Source organism: Mesorhizobium sp. ESP-6-4, from assembly GCF_020164735.1.
Taxonomy (GTDB): domain Bacteria; phylum Pseudomonadota; class Alphaproteobacteria; order Rhizobiales; family Rhizobiaceae; genus Mesorhizobium.
This window is the reverse complement of sequence record NZ_JAIUGS010000013.1, coordinates 24,292-47,522: the sequence shown is the minus strand read 5'-3', so window position 1 is coordinate 47,522 and position 23,231 is coordinate 24,292. Positions and strand designations below refer to the sequence as shown.

The window sequence follows — 23,231 nt, the reverse complement described above, 5'->3', positions numbered from 1 at the left end:
CGCAGACCGTAGAATCCATTCCGTGACTTGGAAGCGCCGCCACGGTGCAAAAGTTCTGCTCCGTTGCGATCCTTGGCGATGGTAACGGCATGGATTCCAGGGTCTTCGCGACGGAGCTTCGCTCCTGCTCCGCCCTGGAATGACGATCGCGATGGGCGTTTCGGCCAATCTCCAGCGCATGCGATCAACGCAAACAGAGCCGATCGGTCAAAATCCCCTGTGCTGGGGAACTTGTCAGATCGCCTTGGCGTGCAGCGCTCCGCGATAGGAATCGCGCAGATAGCCGAGCGTGGCGTCGGCATCGGCCGGCTTGCCGAACAGATAGCCCTGCCCGCCGGCGCAGCCGAACTGGACGAGGCGGTCGGCCTGCGCTTCGTCCTCGATGCCTTCGGCGACAACATCCATGCCGAGCCCTTCGCACATTGCGAGGATGGCGCGGATGATGTGCTCCGACGGCCGGTCGTCGAGGATGGAGGAGACGAAGGCGCGGTCGATCTTGAGCTTGTCGAAATGGAACTCGCGCAGGCGGCCGAGCGACGACTGGCCGGTGCCGAAATCGTCGAGCGAGACGCGGATGCCGACGCGGCGCAGGTCCTCGACGATCTTCTCGGCCGAGGCCGGATCGTTCATCAGGCCAGTCTCGGTAATCTCGATCTCCAGCCGGCGCGGATCGAAGCCGGTGCGGTCGAGGATGGCCAGGATGTGCAGGCCGGTGTTCTGGTCGACGAGCTGCGAGGGCGACAGGTTGAAGGACAAGAACAGCTCCTTCGGCCAGCTGCGCGCCGCCTCGGCTGCCTTGCGCAGCACCAGCTGCGACAGCGGGCCGATGATGCCGCGTTCCTCGGCGATCGGGATGAAGACGGATGGCGGCACGACGCCGAGATCGCGGTCGGTCCAGCGCGCCAGCGTCTCGAAGCCGATGGTGCGGCGGCTGCTCAAATCGACGATCGGCTGGAAATGCGGTTCGACCTCGCCGGCCGAGACGGCGCGGCGCAGCGCCTGCTCGATGCGGGTGACGCGCTTGGCCGCCTCTTCCATCTCGCGGGTGTAGACGACGACGCGGCCGCGGCCCGAACGCTTGGCGTGATAGAGCGCAGTCTCGGCCTTGTTGAGAAGGATCTCGGTGGTCTCGTCGCCGGAATAGAACAGCGAGCAGCCGACCGAGGCCGAAAGCCTTGCGGTGCGCTCGCCGACATCATAGGGCGCCGACAATATCTCGATCAGCATGCGCGACGTCTCGGCCGCCTGCTCCTCCGAGAACACCATCGGATAGAGGTAGGCGAACTCGTCGGCGCCGATGCGGCAGACGGTGGAATAGCCGTCCATCGAAGCGCGCAGCCGCATCGCCACCTGGATCAGGATGTCGTCGCCGGCCTTGTGGCCGAACAGGTCGTTGATCGGCTTGAAGCCGTCGAGGTCGAGGATGCCGACGGTAAAGGGCGCGGGATCGTCGGCGCGGTCGCTGATCAGGCGATCGACCTTGTCGAAGAAGCGACGATGGTTGCCGAGCCCGGTCAACGAATCCGTGAAGGCCAGATCCGTATTTTCCTTGCCTGGCTGGCCGGTGCCAAACGTCGTTTGCATCATGCCTCTGTTCTGATGTCGGTATTTATGGCCAGAGTGGCAGCAAAGCGTTTAGGAAAAGTATCGGAAAATCGATTTTTCCATCGTCCAGAAGCTGCTTGGCACGTCGCCGGCTCAGCTTTGGACAAGAAATGGCAGCCCCACCTCCAATATTCATTTATGCATAATTGCTAATATAAGTATCGAACGGTCTCTTCTGGAATGCAATTGCGCAGCAAACGTCGTTTCGCACCTTCGGGAATTGCTTTAGCCAGCTTGCTTTAGGCGATAGAGCTCGATCGGGCTGCCTTTCTCGCCGATCGGCTCGAGCCAGTCCGGCACGGAGCCGCGCAGCAGGCCGGCAAGGAAACCCTGCGGCGCCTTCCGGGTCAGGATCAGGGTCTCGACATTGCCGGGGCAGATGGCGACGAGGCCGACGCGATGCGCCTCGACGATTGCCCGCGCGTCATCGGCCGAGCCGAGAAAGGCGTCCAGCGCCAGGAGATTGCCGGCGACGTTGCGGTGATAGGGGCCGGCGAAAACGCGATGGCCGCTATAAGCGAGGACCGGCGCTCCGAGATTGGAGATCGTCAGCACGGTGGTATCGGCCTTGCCGCCGAGCGGCGCAAAACTGGCCTTCTTCTGGCAAGTCCTGTCCGAGGCGCCGCCGTCCGCGACGGCCTTGCCTTTCTCGAACGCCATCGAGGCGGCCGCGGCGACGCCCGTCCAGACCGGGTTGATCGAGACCAGCCAGACGGCCGCAAGGCGCAGCGCCACGCCGAGCGAGGAGCTGGTTTCGGCCCGCGCCCGCCATTTTGCGATCCAGGCCGACAACGGAACGACGGCAAAAGCGATCGAGAAGGTGGTGCCGCGCACCTGCCAGGCGCCGACCGCGAAGGCAACGACGAGCAGTGCCGCAACGAGGCTGTCCTGCCGTCGCCAGCCGCCGCGGCGCAAGTGCCGTGCCATCAGGACGATCGCGACCAGCGGCGTCGCGTAACGCGCCGCCACGCGCGCCGGATCGCGGACAAGCAGCGCGAACAGCGACTGGGCCTCGTCGATATGGTCGAGCCACAGTTCCTTGAGGCGCGGATCGAGGGAGGCATAAGGCGCGGAGAGGCATTGCGGGAACAGCACCGCCACGACCACGCCGAGCACGACCCCCAGAAGCGCAAGCGACCCCAGCCTGCGCCGCCAGCTGCCGGCGGCAGGCTCGATGAAAGCGATTGCGGCAAGCCCCACCCCGGCAATGGCCGCGACGACGAACTGCGCGACCGAGAAGGCGTCGCACTGCGCCACGCCCCATGCGGAAGGCGGAACGGTGACGGCGAAGACAAGCGCCGCGACACCGGCAAAGCCAAGGCCGAAATTCCGGGCGATCGCCCGTTCGCCGCCTGGATCGGCGACGAACAGCAGCGCCACGCACACGCCGATAGTGGCGACATAGGGCACGGTTTCCATGCCGACGGCGAGCGTCAGCGCGGCGCAGAGGCCGGACAACAACGCGGCCCAGCGTCGGGAGGGCGCCTCGAGCAGCAAAGCGAGGCTCGCCATGGTGAGCATCAGCTGGGCGTTGTGGTGGTCGAGCGCGCCGGGGTCATAGATGCCGATGAAATAATAGCCGGCGGCGCCGATCAGGATGGCGGGAAGCACCGCGCCGCCACCGCCGAAGCTGCGCGCTGCGCGGGCGGTGAAGAACAAGGTCGACCAGAAGAGCAGCGCCGGCCAGAGTACCTGCGCCACGTCCTCGCCGAGCGGCCTGCTGCCGGTGAGCGCCGAGGCCGCAAATGCGATGGCGGCGATCGGCGCGTCGACCAGCCGCGACCAGTGCATGACGAAGCCGCCTTCCAGCCCCATCCGGTATTGGTGCAGGTCGAACCAGCCCTGGCCGGCGAGCAGGTCGCGGACCTCGACGAGGCGCAGCAGATTGTCGTTGTCGCCGCCGGCATCGGTCAGTTGGCCAAAGCCGGCCCATGCATCGATAACGAATGCGAGCAGGGCGGCAAGCAGCGCCAGCGTCAGATCGGACTTCCAGGCGGCGCCGGTCTCGGCTGTGCCCATTGCGGTGGCCTTTGAAGGGAGAGGATCGGTTTTAAACCTAGCCTTAACGGCTTCAATAAATAGTAAAACGGCTCGACAGGGCCGGCATGAGCACGGCCGGAGGCTGGATCGAGCGTCCGGAGACAGACATGCCGCATGCAGTCCGCCACGAGCCGGTCATCGCCGTGCTCCTGCCTTGCTATAACGAGGAGCTGACGATCGGCGACGTCGTGCGGCGCTTCCGCGAGACGCTGCCTTCGGCCGCGATCTATGTTTACGACAACAATTCCAAGGACCTCACGGCGCTGAAAGCCCGCGCCGCCGGCGCCGTCGTCGTGCGCGAGCCGCGCCAGGGCAAGGGCAATGTGGTGCGGCGCATGTTCGCCGACATCGACGCGGATATCTATGTGATGGCCGACGGGGACGGCACCTATGCGCCGGAGGATGCGCCGCAGCTGATCAACGTCCTGCAGACCGAGCGCTCCGACATGGTGGTAGGCACCAGGCGCGGCGTGAGCGACGATGCCGGCCGCAACGGCCACGCTTTCGGCAACCGTATCTTCAACCGCCTCTACAAGGGTCTGTTCGGGACCGACTTCACCGATATCTTCTCCGGCTACCGGGTGTTTTCGCACCGCTTCGTCAAAAGCTTTCCGGCCGTTTCCAGCGGCTTCGAGATCGAGACCGAGATGTCGGTGCATGCCTCGCAGCTCAAGCTGCCGGTGAGCGAGATGGCGCTCGATTACGGCCGCCGCCCGGAAGGCTCGTCGTCGAAGCTGTCGACCTTCCGCGACGGCGCCAGGATACTGTGGATGTTCGCCATGCTGGTGAAGGAGACGCAGCCGTTGCGCTTCTTCGGCACGTTCGCGCTGTTCTTCCTGGCGGCCAGCATCGGCCTGATGATCCCGGTGCTGGTCGAGTTCGCGCAGACGGGGCTGGTGCCGCGCATGCCGACCTGGGTGCTGTCGATCGGCATGCTGCTGTTGGCCATGCTGTCGATGATGACCGGCCTGATCCTCGATTCCGTTTCGCGCGGCCGGGCCGAGCAGAAGCGCATCTTCTATCTGTCGATTTCCTCCGGCCGCGCCGAGCGCGGAATATCCGGGCAGGCCTCGCCCAAGGGCGAACCGGGCAAGGCGTCGCGGGCGGCATAGTGGACCGCCTCGTCCGCTTCGCCCTTGCCGGCGGCATCGGCTTCGTCGCCGACGCCGCGGCGCTCTGGCTGCTGCTTGCCGCCACGCCGCTCGGCCCGATGGCGGCGCGCGTGCTGTCGATCGGCTTCGCGCTCTGCGTCACCTGGCAGATCAACCGCCATCTGACTTTCGCGCCGTCGAGCCGGAGTATCGCGCAGGAAGGCGTGCGTTATGGCAGCGTCGGCATCGCCACCGGCGTCGTCAACTATCTAGTCTATTGCGCCGTCCTGTTCGCCCTGCCGGCGCTGCCGCCGCTGGCGGCGCTGGCCTTTGCCTCGATTGTCGCGATGGCGCTGTCCTTCCTCGGCTACTCCAGGCTGGTCTTCGACCGCTGAGCCTCTGCACCAAGCGAGCACGATTGGCAGGCGCCGCCGATTTCCTTATATCGGGCGTCTGAGTTCCCCGGAGACCGCAAATGCCGCTGAAGATCGCCGTCCAGATGGACCATGTCTCCACCGTGTCGATCGCCGGCGACACGACCTTCGCGCTGTCGCTGGAGGCGCAGCGGCGCGGCCACAAGCTTTTCCACTACACGCCCGACCGGCTGTCGATGGTGGGCGGCAAGGTGTTCGCGCGCATCGAGGAGATGCAGGTGCGCGACGAGAAGGGCAACCATTACGCGCTGGGCGAGAAGGTGCGCACCGACCTCTCCGAGATGGACGTCGTGCTGCTCAGGCAAGACCCGCCCTTCGACATGAATTACATCACCACCACGCACATATTGGAGCGCATCCATCCGAAGACGCTGGTGGTCAACGACCCAGCCTGGGTGCGCAACAGCCCGGAGAAGATCTTCGTCACCGAATTCCCGGACCTGATGCCGGAAACGCTGATCACCAAGGACCCCCAGGAAGTGGCGGCCTTCCGCAAGGAGTTCGGCGACATCATCGTCAAGCCGCTCTACGGCAATGGCGGCGCCGGCATCTTCCATCTGCACGAGGCCGACCGCAATCTCGCCTCGCTGCTCGAAATGTTCGGCCAGTTGTTCCGCGAGCCCTATATCGTGCAGCGCTATCTCAAGGACGTGCGCAAGGGCGACAAGCGCATCATCCTGATCGACGGCGACCCGGTGGGCGCTATCAACCGCGTGCCGGCCGAGCACGATTCCCGCTCCAACATGCATGTCGGCGGCCGCGCCGAGAAGACCGAGCTGACGGAGCGCGAGCGCGAGATCTGCGCCCGCATCGGACCGGCGCTCAGGGAGCGCGGCTTCATCCTGGTCGGCATCGACGTGATCGGCGACTACATGACCGAGATCAACGTGACCTCGCCGACCGGCGTGCGCGAAGTGCAGCGCTTTGGCGGCGCGGATATCGCGAGCTTGTTTTGGGACTGCGTGGAAGGGAAGCGGCTGAAGTCGGCCGCGTAATTGCCGCATGTTGACTCTGCAGCACGGATATCGGCCTCCTACCGTATCCGAGATTGTCGGAGCAATGTTGCGTCATCGCCGCTATCTCCGGAAAGAGTGGTACTCTTCCGCGAAGTCGCAACCTGCTCTTCAGGCAAGTTTGCTGTCGGACGATCCGTTCATATCCTATTCGGGAATGTCCGGTACGCCCCTTGGATTGGCAAGTCACATGCCTCTCCTTCCACGCAGTCACCGTGCCTGGTTTCTCATCTCGCCAACCTGGTCCATCGAAAACAATTCCAGCGTCAAAATGATCCGGACCTATGCCGTTCTGCATAGACTTGGGAACCCCCGTCACTCGCTAATCTTCCTATCCAACACACAAGCCGAGGCTGATCTCTTGAATCAGTCCGGTGAGGCCGCCGTCCTGCATAACAAGACTTCAACAACCTCCGAATACATATTCAGGCCCCTCGAGGACATCCCTGTAGAATTCGATGCAATATACAATGCGCAACTGGCTTCGTGGAAACACCACGACTTGTCCCTTGGCATCGAGCGTTGTGCATTTGTCTTTTATCGTGATTCAGTGGGGTCATCCACGACGGAGTCGGAAAGGGCGCGGATAAATCGGCACAGGGAGCTCGCGCCGGGTCACGTGTTTATCAATGAGTTTGACAGCACCGGCAAACCTGTTCGATTGGCGCCGGCTTATGTGAACATGCATCTAAATCGTGCAGCCGTGGGAATTTGTCTCTCTGCAATAGAGGGACCAATGTTCGCCAGCACAGAGTATCTTCTCGCGGGGCTACCTGTTGTCACGACCCCGAACCATGGTGGTCGAGACCTTTATCTCGATGACGAATATTCGCTTACAGTTCCACCCGACCCTCGATCCATCGCGGAGGCTGTCTTAGCGCTGAAGGAGCGACGAATCCCCCGGGCTTATATTCGTTCGCAAACTTTGAAACGAGTTGAGCGAGACCGCCGGCGGTTCATAGACCTTGTAAATGAGATTTTTCTGGAAAGCGGCTCTTTGCGCCGGCTCGCCATGCCTTGGCCTTTCCGATATCCTGTCATGGAGTGGCTTCCACCCCACATCGCAATCGATCGATCGCTTTCAGGCACGGTCGATGCCTTCATCACCGCCTAGACGGCAACAGCCCGGATTGCCGGAGGGACTACTCGCCTTGTTCAACAGGTCGAGAGCACGCGGCGATAGCGGCTGCTCGGGCGCGCCTCGGCCTTTTAGCCCAGAAGAAGCTTTGGCCGAAATCCACCATCTTCGCGGATAGATGTTCCTGTAATGTTCTTGCGTGTTTCGAAAATCTATGGTTGTCTGCATTGTAGGCGCTCGCGGCCCGATGGTGGATACGGGCGCGTTGAGGCTGAGGGTTTTGGATAAATGGTAGCGCGGGTTCGCACGGTCGCTTTCCAGGGCATCGAGGCCTTGCCGGTCGATGTCCAGGTGATGGTCGCGCCCGGCAAGGTCGGCATGCAGATCGTCGGCCTGCCGGACAAGGCGGTGGCCGAAAGCCGCGAGCGCGTGCAAGCGGCGCTGCATGCGTCGGGCCTGTCGATGCCGTCGAAGAAGGTGACGGTGAACCTCGCGCCGGCCGATCTGCCCAAGGAAGGCAGCCATTACGACCTGCCGATCGCGCTCGGGCTGATGGCGGCGCTTGGCGCTATCCCGGGTGATATGCTCGCCGGCTATGTGGTGCTTGGCGAATTGTCGCTCGACGGCACGATCGCCGGCGTTGCCGGCGCGCTGCCGGCGGCGATCGGCGCCAATGCCGAAGGCAAGGGCTTGATCTGTCCCTTCGCCTGCGGCCCGGAAGCGGCCTGGGCAGGCAAGGATTTCGATATCCTTGCGCCGCGCAGCCTGATTGCCGTCGCCAACCATTTTCGCGGCACGCAGGTGCTGTCACGGCCCGAGGCCGGCATCCAGCTTGCCGCGCGCGACCTGCCGGATCTCGCCGACATCAAGGGCCAGGAGAGCGCCAAGAGGGCGGTCGAAGTGGCTGCCGCCGGCGGCCACAACCTTCTCATGGTCGGGCCGCCCGGCTCGGGCAAGTCGATGCTGGCGCAGCGCCTGCCCTCGATCCTGCCGCCGCTGGCGCCGAAGGAGCTGCTCGAAGTGTCGATGATCGCTTCCGTCGCCGGCGAGCTCGGCGAAGGCAAGCTGACCGACCGGCGGCCGTTCCGCGCCCCGCATCATTCGGCCTCGATGGCGGCGATGGTGGGCGGCGGGCTGCGCGCGCGTCCGGGTGAGGTCTCGCTCGCCCATCACGGCGTGCTGTTCCTCGACGAGTTGCCGGAATTCACGCCGCAGACATTGGATGCGCTGCGCCAGCCGCTGGAAACAGGCGACTGCATGATCGCGCGCGCCAACCACCGCGTCACTTATCCGGCGCGCATCCAGCTGGTGGCGGCGATGAATCCGTGCCGCTGCGGCATGTCGGGCGAGCCCGGCTATCGCTGCCTGCGCGGCGACCGCTGCCGCACCGAATACCAGGCGCGCATTTCCGGCCCGCTGCTCGACCGCATCGACCTCAGGATCGAGGTGCCGGCGGTCTCGGCGAGCGACCTCATCCGGCCGGACAAGGCCGAGACGAGCGCTTCGGCGGCGCAGCGCGTGGCACGTGCGCGTGCCATGCAGCGCGAAAGGCTGGAAAGACTGGGCGCGGGCGCCACCACCAACGCGCACTGCCCGCCCTCGATCATCGAGGAGATCGCCAAGCCCGATAGCGCCGGGCTGACGCTGCTCAAGGACGCCAGCGAAAAGCTCGGCTTTTCGGCGCGGGCCTATCACCGCGTGCTGAAAGTGGCGCGCACGCTGGCCGACCTCGACGCCAGCGAGACCGTCGGCCGCATCCATCTGGCCGAGGCGATCTCTTATCGCATGAGCGCGCAGCGCATGGCGCAGGCGGCGTGAAGCGGGCGTATCGGGCTTTCATCCCTCTTCAATCTTGCGCCGGGATCAGCTTCTGCAGCGTCGGTGCCAGGATCATGGCGAAGCTCGATCCATCGCCATAGGCCCGCGCGGAAATCATCGCCCCGTGCACGGTCGCTATGAAGGCTTCCGCCTCCACGCGCGGCGCGGCGGCGATCGTCAATGTGCCTTGCGCGGCGCCGCGCTCGATAACGCCGGTCAGCCACCCCGAGAGAAACCGGAAATAGGCCCGGACCTCCGCGGCCACCTCGGGCGGAAGGGCCGGAAGCTCGCTGGCAAGCAGCGCGCAGACGCAGATCGGCCTGCTCGCATCCTCGATGCACTGCGCCCAGAAGTCGGCATAGGTGCGCAGCAACTGAGGCGGCGCAGGCACACTGCGCTCTAGCTCCGTCATGCCCGTCACGGCATCCTCGAGGTAGCGCCTGACCAGGCTTTGCACCAGGTCGACCTTGCTCGGGAAATGATGATGGATGCTGGCTTTGCGGATACCGACCACGTCGGCGATATCGGCGTAGCTGAACCCGTTATAGCCGCCGGCGACGATGAAGCGTCGCGCGGCGGCCAGTATGTCATCGGCGGTGTTCGACGGCTTGTCCATGGACATGCCTAACCTCCGGCGGAGGAAATCTCAACGCACGGCCTGCGGCGACTTGCGAAGGATATCGCTGACCGACAGCCACACGGCGGACACGAGGAAGTAGAAGGCACCGAAAGCTGCATAGGGCGCGACATTGGCGATGCCGATGGCCTCGGCGCCGCCCGCCATCTTGACAAAAAAGAGGCCGGCCAGCGCTGATTGCGCGCCACTCAGGATCATCGCCCATTGGGCGCCGTTACTCTTCCAGCGACGCGCCGCGGTGAGAAGCTGAAACGCGCCGGAGACGACCGCCCAGACCCCATAGACCGCGAGCACCGCGTTCATGCTGCGGCCAAGCGCGATAGCGACCGCGATTGCGGTGACGATGCTGACGGCGAAATTGAGGAGCTGCGACTTGTTGCGGCCCAAGCCGCCACTGCGCTGCGCGTCGACATAGTTCGCGAGCGCGTCCCAGGCGGGGTAGGCCACCAGCATTACGGCGGCGAGCGGCGGAACCGACTTCGCGACGGTGACGGCTATCGCGACCCAGGCCGCCGACACGGCAAACCGCAGAAAATAGTAGCTTTTGAGCCAGCCGTTTGAGGACTGGGCATGGTTCATTCGTGCAGGCATGACGGTTCCTTTCATTCAATTGCCTACCAACTAGTAGGTAGATTGAAAATCGTCAATGCCTTGTGGACCGGTCGCCGATCACCTCGATATCTCGTTTACGTGATCGGCGCCCGCTTGCGCCGCGCTACTGCTCGCGCGCCTTCAGCTCCAGTCGCCGCTTATGCAGCACCGGCTCGGTATAGCCGTTCGGCTGCACCGTACCCTTGAACACCAGGTCGCAGGCGGCCTGGAAGGCGATGGAATTGTCGAAGTCCGGCGCCATCGGGCGGTAGAGCGGGTCGCCGACATTCTGGCGGTCCACGATGGCCGCCATGCGCTGCAGCGAGTCCCTCACCTGGATTTCCGAGCACACCTTGTGGCGCAGCCAGTTGGCGATGTGCTGCGAGGAGATGCGCAGCGTGGCGCGGTCCTCCATCAGGCCGACATCGTTGATATCGGGCACTTTCGAGCAGCCGACGCCCTGGTCGATCCAGCGCACGACATAGCCCAAAATGCCCTGCGCATTGTTGTCGAGCTCGCGCTGGATCTCGTCCGGCGTCCAGTTCGGCCGGCTTGCGACCGGCACCGACAGGATATCGTCGAGCTTCGCCTTCGGCCGGCTCTTCAGCGCCGCCTGCACGGCGTGCACGTCGACCTTGTGATAGTGCGTGGCGTGCAGCGTCGCCGCTGTCGGCGACGGCACCCAGGCAGTGTTGGCGCCGGCCTTGGGATGCGCGATCTTCTCAACCAGCATCGCCGCCATCAGATCCGGCATCGCCCACATGCCTTTGCCGATCTGGGCGTGGCCGGCGAGCCCGCATTCCAGGCCGGTATCGACGTTCCAGGCCTCATAGGCCGAGATCCAGGCGGCCTGCTTCATGTCGCCCTTGCGGATCATCGGGCCGGCTTCCATCGAGGTGTGGATCTCGTCGCCGGTGCGGTCGAGGAAGCCGGTGTTGATGAACACCACGCGCTCTCTTGCGGCGCGGATCGCTTCCTTGAGGTTGACGGTGGTGCGCCGCTCCTCGTCCATGATGCCCATCTTGATGGTGTTCTTCGCCATACCGAGCAGCGCTTCGACGCGATCAAAGATCTCGACGGCGAAGGCGACCTCTTCCGGCCCGTGCATCTTGGGCTTCACCACATACATCGAGCCGGCGCGGGAATTCATCCGGCGGCCGTTCGGGCCGACATCGTGCAGCGCGATCAGCGCGGTGAGCGCCGCATCCATGATGCCTTCCGGCACCTCGTTGCCGTCGCGGTCGATGATCGCCGGATTGGTCATCAGGTGGCCGACATTGCGCACCAGCATCAGCGAGCGGCCGGGCAAGGTGATCGTGCCGCCCGCGCGTGAAATGTAGCTCCGGTCGGCATTGAGCTTGCGGACGAAGGTCTTGCCGCCCTTGGCGATCTCTTCCGTGAGATCGCCCTTCATCAGGCCGAGCCAGTTGCGGTAGACGATGACCTTATCCTCGGCATCGACGGCGGCGACCGAATCCTCGCAGTCCTGGATGGTGGTCAAGGCGGCTTCGAGGAGGACATCGGCGATGCCGGCCGGATCGGTCCTGCCGATCTGGTTGGCGCGATCGATCACGATTTCGATATGCAGTCCGTTCTTGACCAGCAGCACCGCTTCCGGCGTGGCGGCATCGCCGCGATAGCCGACGAACTGCCTTGGATCAGCAAGCGTCGTGGCGCCGGCGCCCTCGCCCGCTTTCAGCGCGCCATTCGCCACCGACAGCCCGTTGACGCCGGCCCATTTGCCGGTGGTCAGCGGTACCGACTGGTCGAGGAAATCCTTCGCCCAGGCGATCACCTTGGCGCCGCGCGTGGGATTGAAGCCCTTGCCCTTCTCGGCGCCGCCGGTCTCGGCAATGGCGTCGGTGCCGTAGAGCGCGTCATAGAGCGAGCCCCAGCGCGCATTGGCGGCGTTGAGCGCATAGCGCGCATTCATCACCGGCACGACGAGCTGCGGCCCGGCAACGACGGCGATCTCGGGGTCGACATGCTCGGTCGAGACGCTGAAGGCCGGCCCTTCCGGCACCAGATAGCCGATCTCCTTGAGGAAAATCTTGTAGGCCTCCATGTCGATCGGCGCGCCGTTTTCGCGATACCAGAAGTCGAGCTTCTCCTGCATGGCGTCGCGTTTGGCCAGCAGCGCGCGGTTCTTCGGCGCGAGGTCGTGGACGATGGCTGAAAAGCCGGTCCAGAATTTTTCCGCGTCGATGCCGGTGCCGACTACCGCCTCCTCGGCGACGAAATCGTGGAGCTCCCGGGCAATCCGCAACCCGGCGATCTCGATGCGGTGGGTCATCTGCACGTCTCCAGATAGGTGGCTTGCCGGGCGTTTGGCATGTTTGGGGTTGCGGGGTCAATTCAGCTTAGGGTGTAGAGGGGCGCGGCCTTTTCCTTCTCCCCTTGTGGGAGAAGGTGGATCGGCGCGCAGCGCCGAGACGGATGAGGGGTGTTCCAGCGGAGTGAGACGGCGGCTTTCCCTGGAACACCCCTCATCCGGCCGCTTCGCGGCCACCTTCTCCCACAAGGGGAGAAGGAAAAGGCGCTAGACCGCAATCCGCGGCCGTCCCGACGCCACGGCCACCACATGCGCCTCGATGAACATGCGCTGGCCCTCGATGGTCGAGACCTTGAACTCGGTGGAAACGTGGATCTCGGCGCTGTCGGTGCCCGCGTCCTTGGCGCGATCGGCGGCGAGCGCCCGCACATCGGCTTGCGCTGCCTCGATCGCCTTGTCCTCCTCGGTGAAGTCGCGCACCGTCTGCCCTGACGCCAGCCGGAAAAGGCCCTCCTTGGGCTGGCTGACGCGGGCTTCGGCCGAGACGCGCACCTGGCCGACCACGGCACCGAGCGCGTTGGCGACATCGGTGTCCTCCGGCACGATGCAGCCATTGCCGATCAGCGGCGGCAGGCCGGTATAATGCAGCGGCGCCGAGGCGCCGAGGCCGATGACCGGGCGGTCGAGCGCGACGGTGAAGCGGGCGATGCCGGGATGGCCGTCGACCGCGCGCTGCACCAGCGCATGCGCGACGGTGGCGGCGCCGTCCAGCCCGTCCTCGGCGAAGGCGGTCTCCAAAATATATTCGGCCGACCAGCGGGTCAGCGTGACGAGCACGCGCTGCGAAATCTCCTCCGGCGTCGCTGCGATCGTCTGGCCGCGACCGTCGCGGCGGCGGGCGAACAACTCGGCGCCGAGCCGGGCGGTGGCGGCGTGCCAATTGGCCTGCTTGCCGAGGACATGAGCGGCATCCGACGGCGTGAAGCCTGAGATATGCACGAGACCGCGCGCGACCAGCCGGTTCAGCGTGGCGTTCTGCGCATTCGAAGCGAGCAGCCTGTCGAGCGCCAGCGGCGTGGCGCCGATCGCCTCGTAGAGCTTCGCTTCCGGCCCGGTGAGGCCGGCGGCGAGGCGGTCCGGCACGCCGGTGCGCAGGGCGAAGCGCCCGTCCATGCGGCCGGGGTTCGGCGCTCGCAGCTGGCGCTCCAGCTCGGCGGTGACGGCCTCGCCATGCACCATGCCGGACAGCGCCAGCGGCACCAGGCGGCGCGGCCCAAGCAGGATCTTCGGGTCGAGCGCGCCGTCTTCCAGCGTCACTTCGGAGTCGCCGCCAAGGCCGAATGTGCGCATGGCGACGGCCTCGACCATGGTAGGGAAGCCGCCGACGGTGGCGCCTTCCGGATCAAGCCGCGGCCGGCCGCCGTCGAGCACGGCGACATCGGTGGTGGTGCCGCCGATATCCGAGACCATGGCGTCGTCCAGTCCGGTCATGTGGCGGGCGCCGACAAGGCTGGCGGCCGGGCCGGACAGGATCGTCTCGATTGGCCGCTGGCGGGCAAACGCCGCCGAAACCAGCGCGCCGTCGCCGCGCACCACCATCAACGGCGCGGCGATGCCGCGTTGGCCAAGAAAGCCTTCGGTCGCCGCCACCAGCCGGTCGATCATCGAGATCAGGCGCGCATTGAGCAAAGTGGTGAGCGCGCGGCGCGGGCCGCCGAGCTTGGCGGAAAGCTCGTGGCTGGCTGTGACCGGCAGGCCGGTCTTGTCGCGGATGAGGTCGCGGGCAGCCAGCTCATGCGCCGGATTGCGGGTGGCGAAATAGGCGCAGACGGCAAAGCCCGATACCGAACGCCCAAGCTCCGGCAGCGCCGCCTCGAGCCCGGAAAGGTCGAGTTTTGCCGCATTGCCGTGCACGTCATGCCCGCCGGGGCAGAACACCACCGGGTCGGTGCCAAGCGCCGTCTTCAGCCCGTCGCGGGCGAGGTCCGCCTCGGAAAAGCCGATCATCACCAGCGCCACGCGCCCGCCCTGGCCCTCGACCAGCGCGTTGGTGGCGAGCGTCGTCGACATCGAAACCAGTTTTATCGAGGCAGGATCGGTCCTTGATTGTTCCAGCACCGCATCCACCGCGCCGGAAATGCCCACGGCGAGGTCATGGCGCGTGGTCAGCGACTTCGCCTTGGCCAGCACCTTGCCCTTCGGGCCGCCTTCCTCCGACCACAGCACCGCATCGGTGTAGGTGCCGCCGGTGTCGATGCCGAGGAAGAGAGGGGGAGGCTTGGCGGTCATTTCTGTGAGGCGGTCCAGGGACGAGGGCTTTGTTGCGAAGCCCTTAGCCGATACCGGCTGGCGGATAAAGAAGGGAGAGGTGGGCCAAGGGGAGAGGCGCCGGGGTTTATTGGAAACGTCGACGCGAGGCCCCCCTCTCTGGCCTGCCGGCCATCTCCCCCTCAAGGGGGGAGATCAGATGTCGCCGGCGCTTTCGCCAATCGCCAACGTCGCAAAGGGGGCGCCGGCGTCCAAGCTGCCAATCTCCCCCCTTGAGGGGGAGATGCCCGGCAGGGCAGAGAGGGGGGCCTCGCGCCGGCCTGCGCAGCAGTCCTTCAAGCGCCGGCGTCTCCTATTTCGCCGTGACGGTGCCCGTCATCGAGCTGTGGATCGCACAATGGAACGGATGCGCGCCGGCGGCCGATATCTTGACCTTGGCGCGCTTGCCCTTGGCGAGTTGGCCGGTATCGAAGGAGCCGTCGTCCGCGGTGGCGGTGTGCGTCTTGGAATCGGCGTTGGTGAAGGTCACGGTGTCGCCGGCGGCGACACTGATCTTGGCGGGGTGGAATTTCATGTCCTTGATCTCAACCGCGTGGTTTGCGGCGAAGGCGGGCATTGCGACGGCAAGCAAGGCAAGGGTGAGCATGGTGCGCATGGTGGGTTCCTCCTGAGAGTCCTCCCCCTAAGCTAACGCCGGCGCGGCGTTTGTCATGCCACGAAGCCCACTCTTTTATGCGACCCGTCGCAAAACGGCTTGTTGGCCGAATGCCCGCAGCGGCAGAGGAACACCTTGGTGGTCCGCGCGATGGTATGCCCGGTGCCGGTGACGATCTCCGCATTACCTTCGACCTTGAGCGGGCCGTTGACGGTAGGCGTGACCGTCAGTGGGCCGTCCCGCGCCTCCAGCACCTGCGCTTCCTTCAGCGGCGGCTCGCCTGTGGCGTTGAAGCCGGCCTTGATGTGGCTGTTGTCGCAGAACGGCTTGTTCTGCGACAGGCCGCAGCGGCAGAGCGTGGCGCGGAACAAGGTTTCCTCGCCGAGCACGATCTCGGCATGCACGGCCAGCGGCCCGTTCTCGCGCAACCGCACGGTGTTGACCAGCGGCGGCTTCTCCTGCGGCCCGCCATCTTTTCTGGTGTAGGTGATGGCGCCCGACGGGCAGTTTTCCGCCAGCGCCACGACCTGCTCGACGCTGGCTGCTTCAGGATGGATCCACTCGCCCGGCGCGTTGGGCACGAAGACATGCGGATTGCCGAGCACGCAATTGCGCGAATGGATGCAGCGCTTGCCGCTGAAGGAAACGTCGATCTTCTCGCCTTCGACCGTGCCTGCCATGTGGGTGGGGTCTCCTGTTGGGTTGAGGCGAGGCTAGGGCGATGGTGAGAGGGGCGTCAAGAATGAACTCCCCTTCTCCCCTTGTGGGGTGAGAAGCGGTCCGCGTTAGCGGACGAAAAGCCAATTGCTTGGCTTTTCGAGCTTCGAACGCCCTGAGCCTGCGAAGGGCCGGGTGGTGGCTCGGCGCGCAGCGCCGAGACGGATGAGGGGTGCTCCAGCTTGGCAGGAACGCCGATGCACCGCTACCGCCAGGGTTGCAGACTCTCATCCCTCACATAGGCAATGATGGTGTCGCAGACCGCATCCAAATCCTTCAGCACATCGTCGTTCCAGAACCGCAGCACGCGAAAGCCCCTGACTTTCAGCTCGGCATCGCGTTCCTGGTCATGGCGCGATTCCGCATGCTGGCTGCCGTCAATCTCAATGACGAGCTTGGCCTCGGCGCAAAGGAAATCCGCCACGAACCGACCAATCGGCACTTGCCGCCTAAATTTGATGTTGTCGAGACGACGACCGCGCAATTCCTGCCATAGACGGTCCTCCGCGTCGGTCGACTCACGGCGCATCGACCGAGCGAAATTCCTTTTGGCCGGGGCTACGGGTTGGTGGGGCATGGCGGAAGACTGGCCGATGTAGGTGATGGCTCAAATATCCGGCGTCTCACTCCGCTGGAGCACCCCTCATCCGTCTCGGCGCTGCGCGCCGATCCACCTTCTCCCACAAGGGGAGAAGGAGAAGCGCTACTCCTCCAGGTCGATCTCCTCGGTCTGGCCGCCGCTGCAGGTGTAGCAGCAGTCCTCGCAGGTTTCCTTGTTGTTGGGGCCGACGCCCCAATAGGTTTCTTCATCGCCGTCGACCCAGGCGCCGTAGCAGATCTTCTCGCCCTCGTTGCACGAGATCGGCAACTGCTTGGTCTCGCCGTCGTCGAGATAGAAATCCTTGCCCTCGCCCGGCCAGACATAGTCGCGGTCCTGGCTGTAGAGCTCGACGCGCATGGCATTGGGATGATTGTTCTTGATCTGGAAGGTGACGTCGCCGGCGTGAGCGGCGGGCGCGATGAGGACGGCAAGCGAAAGCGCGGCGGCAACGCGGCGCGCGAAGGTGGAAGACATGAGAACCCCCGAGGTCGAATCGGCCCCCACGGCCGATGGTTGGATGATGACATGGCGGGCGCATATGCCAAGGGGCGGCGGCGAAAATGGCTGACGCAATTTGGGGGACTTCCCCTTCTCCCCTTGTGGGAGAAGGTGGCTCGGCGCGCAGCGCCGAGACGGATGAGGGGTGTTCCAGCTTGGCGAAGACGCCCGGTGGCATCACCGCCAGGGCTGCAAACTCTTATCTTTCACATACGCAATAATGGTATCGCAGACCGCATCCAGCTCTTTCAGCACATCATCGTTCCAGAACCGCAGCACGCGAAAGCCTCTCGCCTTCAATGCGGCGTCGCGCTCCAGATCACGGAGCGACTCCGCATGCTGGCTGCCGTCGATTTCGACGATAAGTCTGGCCTCGGCGCAGACGAAATCCGCCACGAAGCGGCCGATCGGCACCTGCCGCTTGAACTTGATATTGTCCAGACGGCGGCCGCGCAATTCGTGCCATAAGCGGTCTTCCGCCTCTGTCGGCTCGCGGCGCATCGACCGGGCGAAATTGCGTTTGGCCGGGGTTACGGGTTTGGTGCGGCATGGCGGAAGATTAGCCAATGTTGGTGCCCGCTCAAATATCCGGCGTCTCACTCCGCTGGAGCACCCCTCATCCGTCTCGGCGCTATGCGCCGAGCCACCTTCTCCCACAGGGGGAGAAGGGGAAGCGCCCCACTACTCGGCCAGATCCACCGTCTCGGTGGAATGCTCGGTGCAGATGAAGCAGCAGGTGTCGCAGGGCTGGTCGTTGTCGGGGCCGACGCCGGCGGTGACGGAATCGTCGCCGTTCACCCAGGCGCCCCAGCAGATATGCTCGCCCGGCTCGCAGGAGATCGGCACGGACTTTCGCGCCTTCGGGCGGATGAGGAACACCTTGTCGTCGCCCGGCCAGACTTTCTGGCTGTCGCGGCTGAACAGCTCGACCGCGACGCCGTCCGAACGCTGGTTGCGCACGAAGACCGACATGTCGGCGGCGAAGGCCGGCGAGGTGAGCAGAAGGAAGGCGAGCAGAGCGCGAATCATGGCGAGGTCCCCCGGGAGGGAAGTAGAGCACGGGTTGAGACGGGGCGCGACCTCCCCTTCCCCCCTTGTGGGGGAAGGTGGCTCGGCGCGTAGCGCCGAGACGGATGAGGGGTGCTCCAGCTTGGCGAGGCCGTTCGTTGCAAGCGGCGCATTGTACCCAATCGCCGATGCCTCATTCCTTCCAACACCCCTCATCCGGCCGCTTCGCGGCCACCTTCTCCCACAGGGGGAGAAGGGAAAGTCAGCGCCTCACCACGTGCGGCGCGAATGTCTTCACCGCGTCGACCATCTCCTCTCCCCGCACGTCGAGCGAGGAAATCTCCATATGCACAATGTTCCGGCCAAAAGGCATAAGGCCGAAGGCGTTGGCGGAGGAATAGCGGATTGCGTCGGGCGGCTCCTCGGTGAGCTCGAAATTGAGCATCGCCGCGCCCTTGCCGCCGGCGCCGAGCCGCACGCTCCGCACCTTGTTCCACGGCACCAGCACGTCGCCGGCGCGGGCATCGCGGAAACCTTGGCTGTCCAGCACCACCTTGACCGAACTGTCGAAAGCGCCGCGCGCGATGAATACGCCGAGCCCCAGGCAGGCGGCGCCGAGCAGCGCGATCCACAGCACATGCCCGCTGTTCGCCCCCGACGCCACGCCCTGCAGCGCGCCGAAGCCGAAAATGCCGCCGAGCAGGAACGGCCCGATGGCGGGCAGGATCTTTCCCGACGGGCTGTTGCGGATTTCGAGCGGCGCGGCCATCGCCTTCGCGCTCAACGCTCCGGCTTCAGCAAGGTCCAGATCCAGCCGATGAAGGTCAGCACCAGGAACGGATAGCCGAGCGCCGGCAGCGGCGCCGAGGTGGGCAAAAGCGGCGCGCCCCACAGGATCATGAGGACCGAGACGGCGAACAGCACGGCGGCGACGGAGGCCGTGAGTCGTATCCACAGCGCGAATGTGGCTTGCGCGCTGACCATCACCAGCCCCGCCGCCCAGAGCGCGACGCCGCCGGCATAGGAAGGCACGCTCGCCTGCAGGCCCGCCGCATTGCCGGCCAGAAGCAGGCTTTCGCCGGCCAGGAAAGTGAGGAACCCGGCCGCGACGAGGTCATTGCCCAGCCGCTGGTATTTCATCGTGAGTAGCGCGGTGGCGACGACGATGCCGACGCCGTCGATGGTCCAGACCGTCTCGCGCAGCACGTCGCTGGCAACGAAAGTGCCCGCAAGGCCAAAGGCGCCTCCGATGGCGAGGCCAATCGCGGCGACAAGATCGAGAGTGGAGCGCATGTGATGTCTCCCCAAGCCTGGGAAGGATACGCTAGCGTGCGGAGTTGTTGAAGAGTGAGATCAATTGCAGCAAGATAGCAAATGATCGACGGACCTGTTCCGGCGAGGGCCAAGCCTCAATTCGGATCTTAGGCAAATGGATTTAGGTTCGTCCGCCTGCCTTCTCATATGCGTTTGTTAACTGACGAGCCAACATACCTGATAGCAACTCTTCCATCTGAGAAAGGTCTATCCGACCGTCTTTAAAAGCTGCATCTGCGGCATCCAATGCGTCAAAATAAGGGTTCCTATTTTCTACAATTTGTTCCGGAATGGTTGGTGTCCCCGGAAAAACACTTTCAGCCTTTATGCACAAAACGACATAAGACAGTATGCGTGACGTTCGACCGTTTCCGTCGGCAAAAGGGTGAACCCAATTGAGCCTCCACATAATGTAAGCGGCTAAGTGTATGGCTGTTGCTGCCTGCCAGTTCGCATTGACGTAATCGCAAAGTTCCTCGATTAACTCTGGGACAAGGTGAGCATCCGCCGGCTTGTGCTTACTCCCAACTATCTCTACACCCGCGGGGCGAAAATTGCCTGCGTATGCACTTATTCCTGCTAATGCCTCCCGTTGCAGGGCGAGGATCAAAGACGGCCGAAGCTTAAAGCTGCCGCGCTCCAGGGCTTGATGAACCGTTTGGATGCCATAGTCATATTGCCTGAGGCCATTCCTGGCCTCCGCCTCTGCTTTCAACTGCGGGTCTGATATCAACTCCGCTTCGAATGCTTTGCTATGACGTTGGGTCGAGTCAGCCACCACCAACAACCTGCAAACTTACCTAAGACTTCACGGTTTTGTCCAAAATCTCGGCTTGCCTATCCACCATTTCCCGAGTTATTCTATCGTTTTCGAACTTTGTGTTTCCATAGGCAAAGCTTCGCCGTTGTTGTTCCTTTTCGATTTTTGATTGGTCGAGCGTCTTAGTAGCCTCAATAAGCTTTTTCAGGGCCTCAGTCATAATTACCTCCTGCGTTCGTCGTCCGCTTCGCAAACGCAAATCAACCATAGCAAGCATGCGCGAAGCTCGCCTGATTTGCCAATGAATTGTTATGAGCGTCGCGTATCGCTGCGATCAGGCTCCGAAACTCGGTTCTGCGCTTTTAAGCGATAGCCCGGCAATCATTCCGAGAAAGTAGCGGCTCACCGAGCGGAACATACCAGGAACCGGTAATCCCCTCAATCCCCCATCTTCAGCGCCTGGATGAACGCCTCCTGCGGGATATCCACCTTGCCGAACTGGCGCATGCGCTTCTTGCCCTCTTTCTGCTTGTCGAGCAGCTTGCGCTTGCGGGTCACGTCGCCGCCATAGCATTTGGCGGTGACGTCCTTGCGCAGCGCCGAGATGGTCTCGCGGGCGATGACCTTGCCGCCGATGGCCGCCTGGATCGGGATCTTGAACAGATGGTGCGGGATCAGCTCCTTCAGCTTCTCGCACATGGCGCGGCCGCGCTTTTCCGCCGCGGTGCGGTGCACCAGCATGGACAAAGCGTCGACCGGCTCCTCGTTGACCAGGATCGACATCTTCACCAGGTCGCCCTCGCGATAGTCGGTCAGGTGATAGTCGAAAGAGGCGTAGCCCTTGGAGATCGACTTCAGCCGGTCGTAGAAATCGAACACCACCTCGTTGAGCGGCAGGTCGTAGGTGAGCATGGCGCGTTTGCCGACATAGGAAAGGTCGGCCTGGATGCCGCGCCTGTCCTGGCAGAGTTTCAGGATGCCGCCGAGATAATCGTCGGGGGTGAGGATGGTGGCGCGGATCCACGGCTCCTCGATCGAGGCGATCTTGACCACGTCGGGCATGTCGGCCGGGTTGTGCAGTTCCTTCACCGAGCCGTCATTGAGGTTCAGGCGGTAGACGACGCTGGGCGCCGTGGCGATGAGGTCGAGGTTGAACTCGCGCTCCAGCCGCTCCTGGATGATCTCCAGATGCAGCAGGCCCAGGAAGCCGCAGCGATAGCCGAAGCCGAGCGCTGCGCTGGTTTCCATCTCGTATGAGAAGCTGGCATCGTTGAGGCGCAATTTGCCGACGGCGGCGCGCAGATCCTCAAAATCGGCGGCGTCGACGGGGAATAGGCCGCAGAACACCACCGGCTGCGCCGGCTTGAAGCCGGGCAGCGCCTTTTGCGTCGGGCGGCGATCCTCGGTGATGGTGTCGCCGACGCGGGTGTCGGCAACTTCCTTGATCGAGCCGGTGAAGAAGCCGAACTCGCCGGGGCCGAGCTCGTCGACATTGACGCGGGCCGGCTTGAAGACGCCCGTCCTCTCGACGAGATATTTCGCGCCGGTGCCCATCATGCGGATGGTCTGGCCCTTCTTCATCACGCCGTCGATGACGCGCACCAGAACGATGACGCCGAGATAGGCGTCATACCAACTGTCGACCAGCATGGCCTTGAGCGGCGCCGCGATGTCGCCCTCGCGCGGCGGCGGCAGCTGGTGGACGATCGCCTCCAGCACGTCGGGCACGCCCAGCCCGGTCTTGGCCGAGATCAGCACGGCGTTGGAGGCATCAAGGCCGATCACCTCCTCCACCTGCTCGCGGATGCGCTCGGGCTCGGCCGCCGGCAGGTCAACCTTGTTCAGCACCACGACGATCTCGTGGTTGTTGTCGATGGCCTGGTAGACATTGGCCAAAGTCTGCGCCTCGACGCCCTGGGAGGCGTCGACCACCAGCAGCGAGCCCTCGCAGGCGGCCAAGGAGCGCGACACCTCATAGGCGAAGTCGACATGTCCGGGCGTGTCGATGAGGTTCAGCACATAGTCCTCGCCGTTTTTGGCGCGGTAGTTCAGCCGAACGGTCTGGGCCTTGATGGTGATGCCGCGCTCGCGCTCGATATCCATCGAGTCCAGCACCTGCTCCTTCATATCGCGCTCCTCCAGCGTGCCGGTGAGCTGGATCAGCCGGTCGGCAAGCGTGGATTTGCCATGGTCGATATGGGCGACGATGGAGAAATTGCGGATGTGGTCGAGGGGCGTCGTCATGCGGCGGGCTTTAGCAGGGGCGGGGTTGAGGGGCAAGCGGAACGCCCTTTTCCCCTTCTCCCCTTGTGGGAGAAGGTGGATCGGCGCGCAGCGCCGAGACGGATGAGGGGTGTTGGACGGAACTCAGCGGCCAGCTAGTCTGGCGCAATGCCGCACCAGCCCGTCACCCCAAGCCAAACGCAGCTTTGCCCGGACGCTCCGCCGTGAGATGACGGAGGCTGAGCACAAGCTGTGGCAGGAATTGCGCGACCGCAGGCTCGATCGGATCAAGTTTCGCCGGCAGGTGCCCATTGGAAAATACGTCGCCGATTTCGCTTGTCTCGAGGCGCGACTCATCGTCGAGCTGGATGGTAGCCAGCACGGACTCGGAATCGGATTTGGCCCGCGGAGCTGAATTGAACGCGAGAGGATTTCGGATCCTGCGCTTTTGGAATGATGATGTGCTGAAGGATCTGGACGGCGTCTGCGATACGATCATCGCCTATGTGAAGGACACTAGCCTGCAGCCCTGGCGGTGAGCGGGTGGAGGTCTCACTCCGCTGGAGCACCCCTCATCCGTCTCGGCGCTGCGCGCCGATCCACCTTCT

At 64.2% G+C, this 23,231-nt stretch carries 24 protein-coding genes; 7 read left to right on the top strand and 17 right to left on the bottom strand.

Features of this window, described 5'->3' with window-relative positions:
- Positions 1-234 precede the first annotated feature (234 nt).
- Positions 235-1,584, bottom strand: a complete 1,350-nt coding sequence (locus LB523_RS21100) for a putative bifunctional diguanylate cyclase/phosphodiesterase (RefSeq protein ID WP_140635945.1) — start codon at positions 1,582-1,584, stop codon at positions 235-237.
- 246 nt (positions 1,585-1,830) lie between these two features.
- Positions 1,831-3,624: a GtrA family protein gene (locus tag LB523_RS21095; protein WP_224606618.1), complete on the bottom strand. Its 1,794-nt coding sequence runs from the start codon at positions 3,622-3,624 to the stop codon at positions 1,831-1,833.
- 128 nt (positions 3,625-3,752) lie between these two features.
- Here LB523_RS21095 and LB523_RS21090 point away from each other — a divergent pair, with 128 nt between their 5' ends.
- The 5 genes from LB523_RS21090 (at position 3,753) to LB523_RS21070 (ending at position 9,079) form a co-directional block, all read left to right on the top strand.
- Entirely contained in the window at positions 3,753-4,757 is a 1,005-nt protein-coding gene (locus LB523_RS21090; RefSeq protein ID WP_224606614.1) for a glycosyltransferase, read from the top strand.
- Positions 4,757-5,131 (top strand): GtrA family protein, encoded by a 375-nt coding sequence (locus tag LB523_RS21085; RefSeq protein WP_224606612.1) that lies wholly within the window; start codon positions 4,757-4,759, stop codon positions 5,129-5,131. The genes LB523_RS21090 and LB523_RS21085 overlap by 1 nt, the downstream gene beginning before the upstream one ends.
- Before the next feature lie 80 nt (positions 5,132-5,211).
- The gene (gshB, locus tag LB523_RS21080; RefSeq protein ID WP_224606610.1) at positions 5,212-6,165 is read left to right on the top strand and encodes a glutathione synthase; all 954 of its coding nucleotides are present in this window, start codon (positions 5,212-5,214) and stop codon (positions 6,163-6,165) included.
- 64 nt (positions 6,166-6,229) lie between these two features.
- Positions 6,230-7,297 (top strand): glycosyltransferase, encoded by a 1,068-nt coding sequence (locus LB523_RS21075; protein WP_224606608.1) that lies wholly within the window; start codon positions 6,230-6,232, stop codon positions 7,295-7,297.
- Positions 7,298-7,549: 252 nt separating this feature from the next.
- Positions 7,550-9,079 (top strand): YifB family Mg chelatase-like AAA ATPase, encoded by a 1,530-nt coding sequence (locus LB523_RS21070; RefSeq protein WP_224606605.1) that lies wholly within the window; start codon positions 7,550-7,552, stop codon positions 9,077-9,079.
- 28 nt (positions 9,080-9,107) lie between these two features.
- Here the strand turns inward: LB523_RS21070 and LB523_RS21065 are convergent, their stop codons facing one another.
- From LB523_RS21065 to lepA, 15 genes are all read right to left on the bottom strand, one after another.
- Positions 9,108-9,695, bottom strand: a complete 588-nt coding sequence (locus LB523_RS21065) for a TetR/AcrR family transcriptional regulator (RefSeq protein WP_224606755.1) — start codon at positions 9,693-9,695, stop codon at positions 9,108-9,110.
- A 30-nt stretch (positions 9,696-9,725) separates the two neighbouring features.
- Entirely contained in the window at positions 9,726-10,307 is a 582-nt protein-coding gene (locus LB523_RS21060; protein ID WP_224532199.1) for a DUF308 domain-containing protein, read from the bottom strand.
- Positions 10,308-10,431: 124 nt separating this feature from the next.
- A complete protein-coding gene (locus tag LB523_RS21055; RefSeq protein ID WP_224606603.1) occupies positions 10,432-12,600 on the bottom strand; it encodes a malate synthase G in 2,169 nt (722 codons plus the stop codon).
- A 246-nt stretch (positions 12,601-12,846) separates the two neighbouring features.
- A complete protein-coding gene (locus LB523_RS21050; protein WP_224606601.1) occupies positions 12,847-14,868 on the bottom strand; it encodes a hydantoinase/oxoprolinase family protein in 2,022 nt (673 codons plus the stop codon).
- 331 nt (positions 14,869-15,199) lie between these two features.
- Positions 15,200-15,502 carry a cupredoxin family copper-binding protein gene (locus tag LB523_RS21045; RefSeq protein ID WP_224532826.1) on the bottom strand — a complete coding sequence of 101 codons (303 nt, stop codon included), beginning with the start codon at positions 15,500-15,502 and terminating at the stop codon, positions 15,200-15,202.
- A gap of 53 nt (positions 15,503-15,555) precedes the next feature.
- A complete protein-coding gene (locus LB523_RS21040) occupies positions 15,556-16,182 on the bottom strand; it encodes a CDGSH iron-sulfur domain-containing protein (RefSeq protein ID WP_224606598.1) in 627 nt (208 codons plus the stop codon).
- A gap of 242 nt (positions 16,183-16,424) precedes the next feature.
- Entirely contained in the window at positions 16,425-16,796 is a 372-nt protein-coding gene (locus tag LB523_RS21035) for an endonuclease domain-containing protein (protein ID WP_224606595.1), read from the bottom strand.
- A gap of 126 nt (positions 16,797-16,922) precedes the next feature.
- Complete coding sequence (locus LB523_RS21030; RefSeq protein WP_140845363.1) at positions 16,923-17,294, bottom strand: hypothetical protein; 372 nt, start codon at positions 17,292-17,294, stop codon at positions 16,923-16,925.
- Positions 17,295-17,495: 201 nt separating this feature from the next.
- Positions 17,496-17,885, bottom strand: coding sequence for an endonuclease domain-containing protein (locus LB523_RS21025; protein WP_263493141.1), 390 nt, complete (start codon positions 17,883-17,885; stop codon positions 17,496-17,498).
- Positions 17,886-17,999: 114 nt separating this feature from the next.
- A complete protein-coding gene (locus tag LB523_RS21020; protein ID WP_224606589.1) occupies positions 18,000-18,347 on the bottom strand; it encodes a hypothetical protein in 348 nt (115 codons plus the stop codon).
- A 241-nt stretch (positions 18,348-18,588) separates the two neighbouring features.
- Positions 18,589-19,110, bottom strand: coding sequence for a hypothetical protein (locus LB523_RS21015; protein ID WP_224606586.1), 522 nt, complete (start codon positions 19,108-19,110; stop codon positions 18,589-18,591).
- Positions 19,107-19,619 carry a hypothetical protein gene (locus tag LB523_RS21010; protein ID WP_224606583.1) on the bottom strand — a complete coding sequence of 171 codons (513 nt, stop codon included), beginning with the start codon at positions 19,617-19,619 and terminating at the stop codon, positions 19,107-19,109. The genes LB523_RS21015 and LB523_RS21010 overlap by 4 nt, the downstream gene beginning before the upstream one ends.
- A gap of 142 nt (positions 19,620-19,761) precedes the next feature.
- The gene (locus tag LB523_RS21005; RefSeq protein WP_224606580.1) at positions 19,762-20,418 is read right to left on the bottom strand and encodes a Fic family protein; all 657 of its coding nucleotides are present in this window, start codon (positions 20,416-20,418) and stop codon (positions 19,762-19,764) included.
- 22 nt (positions 20,419-20,440) lie between these two features.
- Positions 20,441-20,620 (bottom strand): hypothetical protein, encoded by a 180-nt coding sequence (locus LB523_RS21000; RefSeq protein ID WP_224606577.1) that lies wholly within the window; start codon positions 20,618-20,620, stop codon positions 20,441-20,443.
- Positions 20,621-20,838: 218 nt separating this feature from the next.
- A complete protein-coding gene (gene lepA, locus LB523_RS20995) occupies positions 20,839-22,644 on the bottom strand; it encodes a translation elongation factor 4 (RefSeq protein ID WP_224606573.1) in 1,806 nt (601 codons plus the stop codon).
- A 208-nt stretch (positions 22,645-22,852) separates the two neighbouring features.
- On the opposite strand from lepA, the gene LB523_RS29405 reads away from it, so the two are divergent.
- Positions 22,853-23,038: an endonuclease domain-containing protein gene (locus tag LB523_RS29405; protein WP_318011988.1), complete on the top strand. Its 186-nt coding sequence runs from the start codon at positions 22,853-22,855 to the stop codon at positions 23,036-23,038.
- Positions 22,992-23,162, top strand: a complete 171-nt coding sequence (locus tag LB523_RS29490; protein WP_411966487.1) for a DUF559 domain-containing protein — start codon at positions 22,992-22,994, stop codon at positions 23,160-23,162. The genes LB523_RS29405 and LB523_RS29490 overlap by 47 nt, the downstream gene beginning before the upstream one ends.
- Positions 23,163-23,231 lie beyond the last annotated feature (69 nt).